The 5331-nt window shown below is 66.5% G+C and carries 6 protein-coding genes; all 6 read right to left on the reverse strand.

What is annotated here, in order from left to right; translation table 11 throughout:
• On the reverse strand, positions 1–1036 hold a 1036-nt coding region (locus tag AC1D00_RS24935; RefSeq protein WP_477012474.1), incomplete at its 3' end, for an amidohydrolase family protein.
• Positions 1033–2616, reverse strand: a complete 1584-nt coding sequence (locus tag AC1D00_RS24940; RefSeq protein WP_477012475.1) for an ABC transporter substrate-binding protein — start codon at positions 2614–2616, stop codon at positions 1033–1035. The genes AC1D00_RS24940 and AC1D00_RS24935, both read right to left, overlap by 4 nt.
• Before the next feature lie 22 nt (positions 2617–2638).
• Positions 2639–3295 (reverse strand): aspartate/glutamate racemase family protein, encoded by a 657-nt coding sequence (locus tag AC1D00_RS24945; protein WP_477012476.1) that lies wholly within the window; start codon positions 3293–3295, stop codon positions 2639–2641.
• 8 nt (positions 3296–3303) lie between these two features.
• Positions 3304–4188 carry a polysaccharide deacetylase family protein gene (locus tag AC1D00_RS24950; RefSeq protein ID WP_477012477.1) on the reverse strand — a complete coding sequence of 295 codons (885 nt, stop codon included), beginning with the start codon at positions 4186–4188 and terminating at the stop codon, positions 3304–3306.
• Positions 4175–4990 carry an ABC transporter substrate-binding protein gene (locus AC1D00_RS24955; protein WP_477012478.1) on the reverse strand — a complete coding sequence of 272 codons (816 nt, stop codon included), beginning with the start codon at positions 4988–4990 and terminating at the stop codon, positions 4175–4177. Before AC1D00_RS24955 ends, AC1D00_RS24950 begins: the two co-directional genes overlap by 14 nt.
• A 16-nt stretch (positions 4991–5006) precedes the next feature.
• Positions 5007–5331 (reverse strand): ATP-binding cassette domain-containing protein (locus tag AC1D00_RS24960; protein ID WP_477012479.1); only part of this gene is annotated, 325 nt, incomplete at its 5' end.

The raw sequence follows: 5331 nt of genomic DNA on the forward strand, positions 1-5331 counted from the left end.
GCTGGGGCTGGGACGTGATCTTGGAGATCAGCGAGGCGGCATTGAGCTCGCCGAGCAGATCCATGTTGTAGCCGTCGGTGCCGACCACGGTGCGCACACCGTGCTCCGCGAAGCGGCTGAACGCCGCGGTGACGCCGGCGCGCGCGAACACGCGCGGGCAATTCAGAACGGTCATGCCGCGCGCGGCCATCAGCTTGAGGTCGTCGTCGGTGCTGAACATGCAATGCGCCGCCATGAGATCGGGCGCGAGCAGGCCAAGCCAGTCCAGATATTGCGCCGGCGTGCGGCCGCCATAGCGCTTGCCGATGGTCTCGACCTCGGCACGGCTCTGCGCCATATGCGTCGTGATGGGAACGCCGAGCTCGCGCGCCCGCGCCGCGCAGGCCTTGAGCAGATCGGGGCCGCAGGTGTCGGTGGCGTGCGGGCTCATCGCAAGGCTGATGCGGCCGTCGCCACGATTGTTCCAGCGTTGATAGAGCGCATCCCAGGTCGCCATGTCGGCGGTGCCGTCATCGCCGGAATATTGCACGACGCCGTCCGGCCCCGCCTTGGCGTCGGAGGTGGAGAAGAGGTATGGCGCGCCATAGAAGCGGATGCCCATCTCTTYCGCGGCGTCGAACATCTCGGGGATCGAATTGCGGAACGGCTCCATCACCGTGGTGGCGCCGCCCTTCAGCAGCTGGAGGATGCCGAGCCGGGCGACTGCCATGCGCTCCTCCGCCGACAGGATATCGGCGCCTCGCTTGGTCAGCGGCAGCAGCACCGTGTAGACGATGCTCTGGTTGTTCTTGCGGCCGTTGCCGTCCTCGCTGTGGCTGCGCGCCACCGCTTCGGAGAAGCAGTGGTTGTGCAGGTTCAACAGGCCCGGCAGCACGAAGCGGCCGGGGCGATCGTAAGTTCGATCGGCGCTCGGCCTGTCGCGCGTGACCGCAGCGATCCTCTTGCCTTCGACCAGGACCCAATGGTCGCGCAGCACATCCTGCGCGCCGTCTTTCCGTGACAGCACATAGCTGCCGAAGATTGCGATCGTGCTCATGCGGGGCGTACGTTCCAGAAGACGGCGGTGCCGTCGAGAATGCCGGTGATGGCCTTGCGATAGGCGGTCGGCTGCTTGTACAGGCCGATCGGAATATAGGGGATTTCCTCGAATGCCACCGCCTGGATCTGGCGGCAGATGCGCTGCTGCTCGGCAAGTTCGGAGGCCGCCAGCCACTGGCTGCGCAACGCCCCCATCTTCTCGCTCGCATACCAGCCGGCGACCTTGCCCTCGCCGCGGATGTTGGTGTTGCCGGCCGGATTGAGCCAGTCGATGCCCTGCCAGTTGCCGACCGCAGCACTCCAGCCACCCTGCCCGATCGGCTCCTTCTTGAGCTGGCGCTGCAACACGACGGCGAAATCGAGCCCGGCATATTCGACGTTCATGCCGGCCTTGCGCAAGCTGTCGACCGCGATCTCGCCGAGCGGCTTCTGCGCGAGCGAGTTGGTGGGGACGAGCAGCACGATCTTCTCGCCATTGTACCCGGCAGCCTTCAGATCCGCCTTCACCTTGGCGTAGTCGCGCGGGCCGCGGAACACGTCGAGACCGACCTCGCTCGCCATGGGCGTCCCCGGCGCGAAGTAGCCGATCGGCGACACCTGGAAGGCCGGATCGGTGCCGGCGACCGCGGTCATGAAGGCGGACTGATCGATCGCACCCAGCAGCGCGCGGCGGATCGCGGGATTGTCGAACGGCGGCTGGAGATGATTGAGGCGCAGCATGCAGGCATAGCCTCTGGGATCGAGGATGCGCGTGTCGATGTCGCCGGCCGCCTTGATCACCGGCAACAGGTCGTGCGGCGTGGTTTCCTGCCAGTCCTGCTCGCCGGTTTGGAGCGCGGCGACGCCGGTGCCGGCATCGGGCGTGGTGGTCCAGACCACGCGGTCGTAATGCACGATCTTCGGCCCCGCCGTCCAATCCGGCTTGCCGTCGGTGCGCGGCTGGTAGCGCTCGAACTTGGCGTAGGCATTGCGCGCGCCCTGCACGCGCTCGTCGGCGAGATAGCGGAACGGGCCGCTGCCGATGACTTCGGTCAGCGGCTTGAACGGATCCTGGCTCGCCAGCCGCTCCGGCATCATGAAGCACGCATTGATCGCGGCTTTGCCGAGCGCCTGCGGCAGTAGCGGGAACGAACGCTTGAGACGAAAGCGGATGGTGCGGTCGTCGGCGGCCGAGAGCTCGGCGGTCGCCTCCATCAGCTCGCCGCCAAAGCCGTCGCGCGCCGCCCAGCGGCGGATGCTCGCGACGCAGTCGCGGGCGAGCACGCGCTCGCCGTCATGCCAGAACAGGCCGTCACGCAAGCTGAGATCCCATTGCAGCCCGTCACTGGAGATGATGTGGCCCGACAGCATCTGCGGCGAGACCTGGAGCGAGGAGCTCATGCCGTAGAGCGTGTCGTAGACCATGAAGCCATGGTTTCGCGACACCTGCGCGGTCGAATAGATGGGATCGACGAAGGCAAGGTCGATGACGGGAATGAAGCGCAGCGTGCTCTGGGATTCAGCGCGTACGATGCCCGGCAGCGAAAGCGCCGGCATTGCTGCGGCGGCCTTGAGGAGCGAGCGGCGGGAGATGGGCATTACAAGAGGCTCCTGACGGATCTTACGTATTCAACAAGACCGCGCCGATCGCAGCCGCAACCGCCTGCTGCGCCGGCTCGACCACGGGTACACCGATCGCCTCCGCAATCGCCGCGCGATGCGAGGCCATGCCGGCGCAGCCCATCACCACGACATCGGCGCGGCACTGCGTGACCAGCGCGCGGCCGGCGTCGATCAACCGGCCGCGGATGTCGGCGCCTGCCGTCTCCGCCGCGCTCGCGCCGACCGACCAGCTTCCGGCATAGCGGCTGTCGACGCCCATCACCCGCGCCATGCGCTGCTGGCGGCGGATGCTCGACGGCGACAGCGCGATGATTCCAAAACGCTCGCCGAGCATCAGCGCGCGAAAGATGCCGCATTCGGCGATGCCCAACACCGGACGGCCGCCGGCGGCCTCGCGCCCCGCATGCAGGCCGGGATCGCTGAAGCAGGCGAGCACGAAGGCATCCGCCTCGTCGCGCGCGACGCGATTGACCAGCGGCATGACCACGCTGTCGGCATCGCGCTGCGAGCTGATGCCGGGCGGCCCCTCCGCGAGGCCGACCACCTCGATATCAGGTCCGCCGGCGATGCGCAGCGGCGCGACCGCGTCGTCGATCGCCGCCGTCACCGACGCCGAGGAGTTGGGGTTGATGACGAGGATGCGGCGGCGGGTCATGGCTTGGCTCAACGGTTGCCGGCCTCGTGGCGCAGGAAGTTGGCCGCGATCTTCTCGCCGGTCGTGATCCAGACGTCCGGGCAGGACTTCGCGTAGGTCAGGAATTCGCGCAGCAGGCGCAGCCGCATCGGACGGCCGCTGCATTGCGGATGCAGCACCGTCGTCACCATCGCGCCCCAGTCGCGCACCTCGTCCAGCTCGTCCTTCCACAGCGAGAGCACGTGCTCCTTGGGAAAGATCGAGCGCGGGCTGAAGCGCGCGGACAGGCCGTGCATCCAGTCGTCATAGCTCGCGGTCACCGGCAGCTCGATGGTGCCCGGCTTGCCGTCGGCGAGGCGATGGCGGTAGGGCCTGACGTCGTCGCGGAACGAGGAGGTGTAGACGATGCCGTGCCGCACCAGCGCGACACGCAGCTCCTCGGTGAACTCGCCATAAGGCGCGCGATAGCCGGTCGGCTTGACGCCGAGCCGGCGCTTCAGCGCCTCGAAGCCGCGCTCCAGCTCCTCCTCGATCCAGGGATCGCCCGGATCGGGCAAGAGATGGTGATAGCCATGATGGCCGATCTCATGACCAGCCTTGAGAATGGACTCCGCCATCGCCGGATGCGCGTCGACCGACCAACCCGTGACGAAGAAGGTCGCCTTGAGATCGAGCTGGTCGAGCAGCTCCAGAAGTTTCGGCGTGCCGACGCGGGCCTCGTAGCCGCCATAGCTCATGGTGATGAGCCGCTGCGCATGCACGGCGTCCTTGCTGGTCCAGGCGCTCTCCGCGTCCACGTCGAACGACAGGAACATCGCCGACTTGTACGGCTTGGGCCAGGGGTATTCCGGCGCGGGATCCGCAGTGTTGGCCGGAACGAGCGGAATGCTCTTGAGTGCCTTACTGTCCAGCATTGATGGTCGCCTTCTCTAGTCCGTTGTCGTTGAGTTTCCACTTGGCAAGCAGGGTACGATACGTGCCGTCGGCGATCAGCGCATCGACCGCCTCGAGAATGGCCTGCTGAAGTGCCTTTTCCTTGACCGGCAGGGCGATGCCCGTGAACTGCGTAGCGAACGGATCGCCGACCGGTGCATAGGTGCCCGGCTCGAGGTCCATCAGGTAGGGCAGCGTCTCGTTGCCCTGCACGGCGGCGTCGATACGGCCCTGCCTGAGCTGCGTGCGCGCATCTGCCGAGCCGTCGGTGCCGACAAACTGGATCGGATTGCTGCCGCAGTTCTTCTGGCTCCACTTGTCGATCTCGGCCGGAAACATGGTCCGGCGGCTGGCGCCGACCTTCTTGCCGCATAGCGCAGCCATGTCCTTGAACTCGGACGCACGGGACTGCTGTACAAAGAATTTTGGACCACTGCGCAGATAATCGACGAAGGACGCGATCTCGTGCCGGCTCGCATAGTCGGTGAAGCCGGACAGAATGGCATCCACCCGCCCCGTCGAAATCGACGGCATGAATTCGGCAAAGCTGGTCTCGGTCCATTCGATCTTGACGCCGAGCTTGCGGCCGATCGCCTCGCCGAGATCGACGTCGAATCCGGACAGCGCGTTGGTGGCGGGATCGCGGAACTCCATCGGCGGATAGTTCGGCACCAGCGCCACCTTGAGACTGCCGCGCTTGACGATCTCCGCCGGCAGCTCGATCGCCATCACCGATGCGCTCATGGCACCCAAGAACGCCGCCGCAACCAAAAGCCTCTTCATCACCACACCCCCAATGTCAGATCACAGCCGAAAGAAATGCCTTGGTACGCTCCTCGCGCGGCGCACCCAACACGTCGGAGGCGCGCCCCTGCTCGACGATCGCGCCCTGGTCCATGTAGACGACGCGGTCGGCGACCTCGCGCGCGAAGCCGAGTTCATGCGTCACCACCATCATGGTCATGCCGCTCTTCGCCAGCTCCTTCATGACCGCAAGCACCTCGCCGACGAGCTCGGGATCGAGCGCGCTGGTCGGCTCGTCGAACAGCATCAGCATCGGCTTCATGGCGAGCGCCCGCGCGATCGCCACGCGCTGCTGCTGGCCGCCGGAGAGCTGCGCCGGA

The organism is Bradyrhizobium sp. P2_E8, from assembly GCF_056403875.1.

Coding starts and splice junctions, on each gene's coding strand:
- AC1D00_RS24940 (WP_477012475.1), bottom strand. CDS start 2,616: ATGCCCATCTCCCGCCGCTCGCTCCTCAAGGCCGCCGCAGCAATGCCG.
- AC1D00_RS24945 (WP_477012476.1), bottom strand. CDS start 3,295: ATGACCCGCCGCCGCATCCTCGTCATCAACCCCAACTCCTCGGCGTCG.
- AC1D00_RS24950 (WP_477012477.1), bottom strand. CDS start 4,188: ATGCTGGACAGTAAGGCACTCAAGAGCATTCCGCTCGTTCCGGCCAAC.
- AC1D00_RS24955 (WP_477012478.1), bottom strand. CDS start 4,990: ATGAAGAGGCTTTTGGTTGCGGCGGCGTTCTTGGGTGCCATGAGCGCA.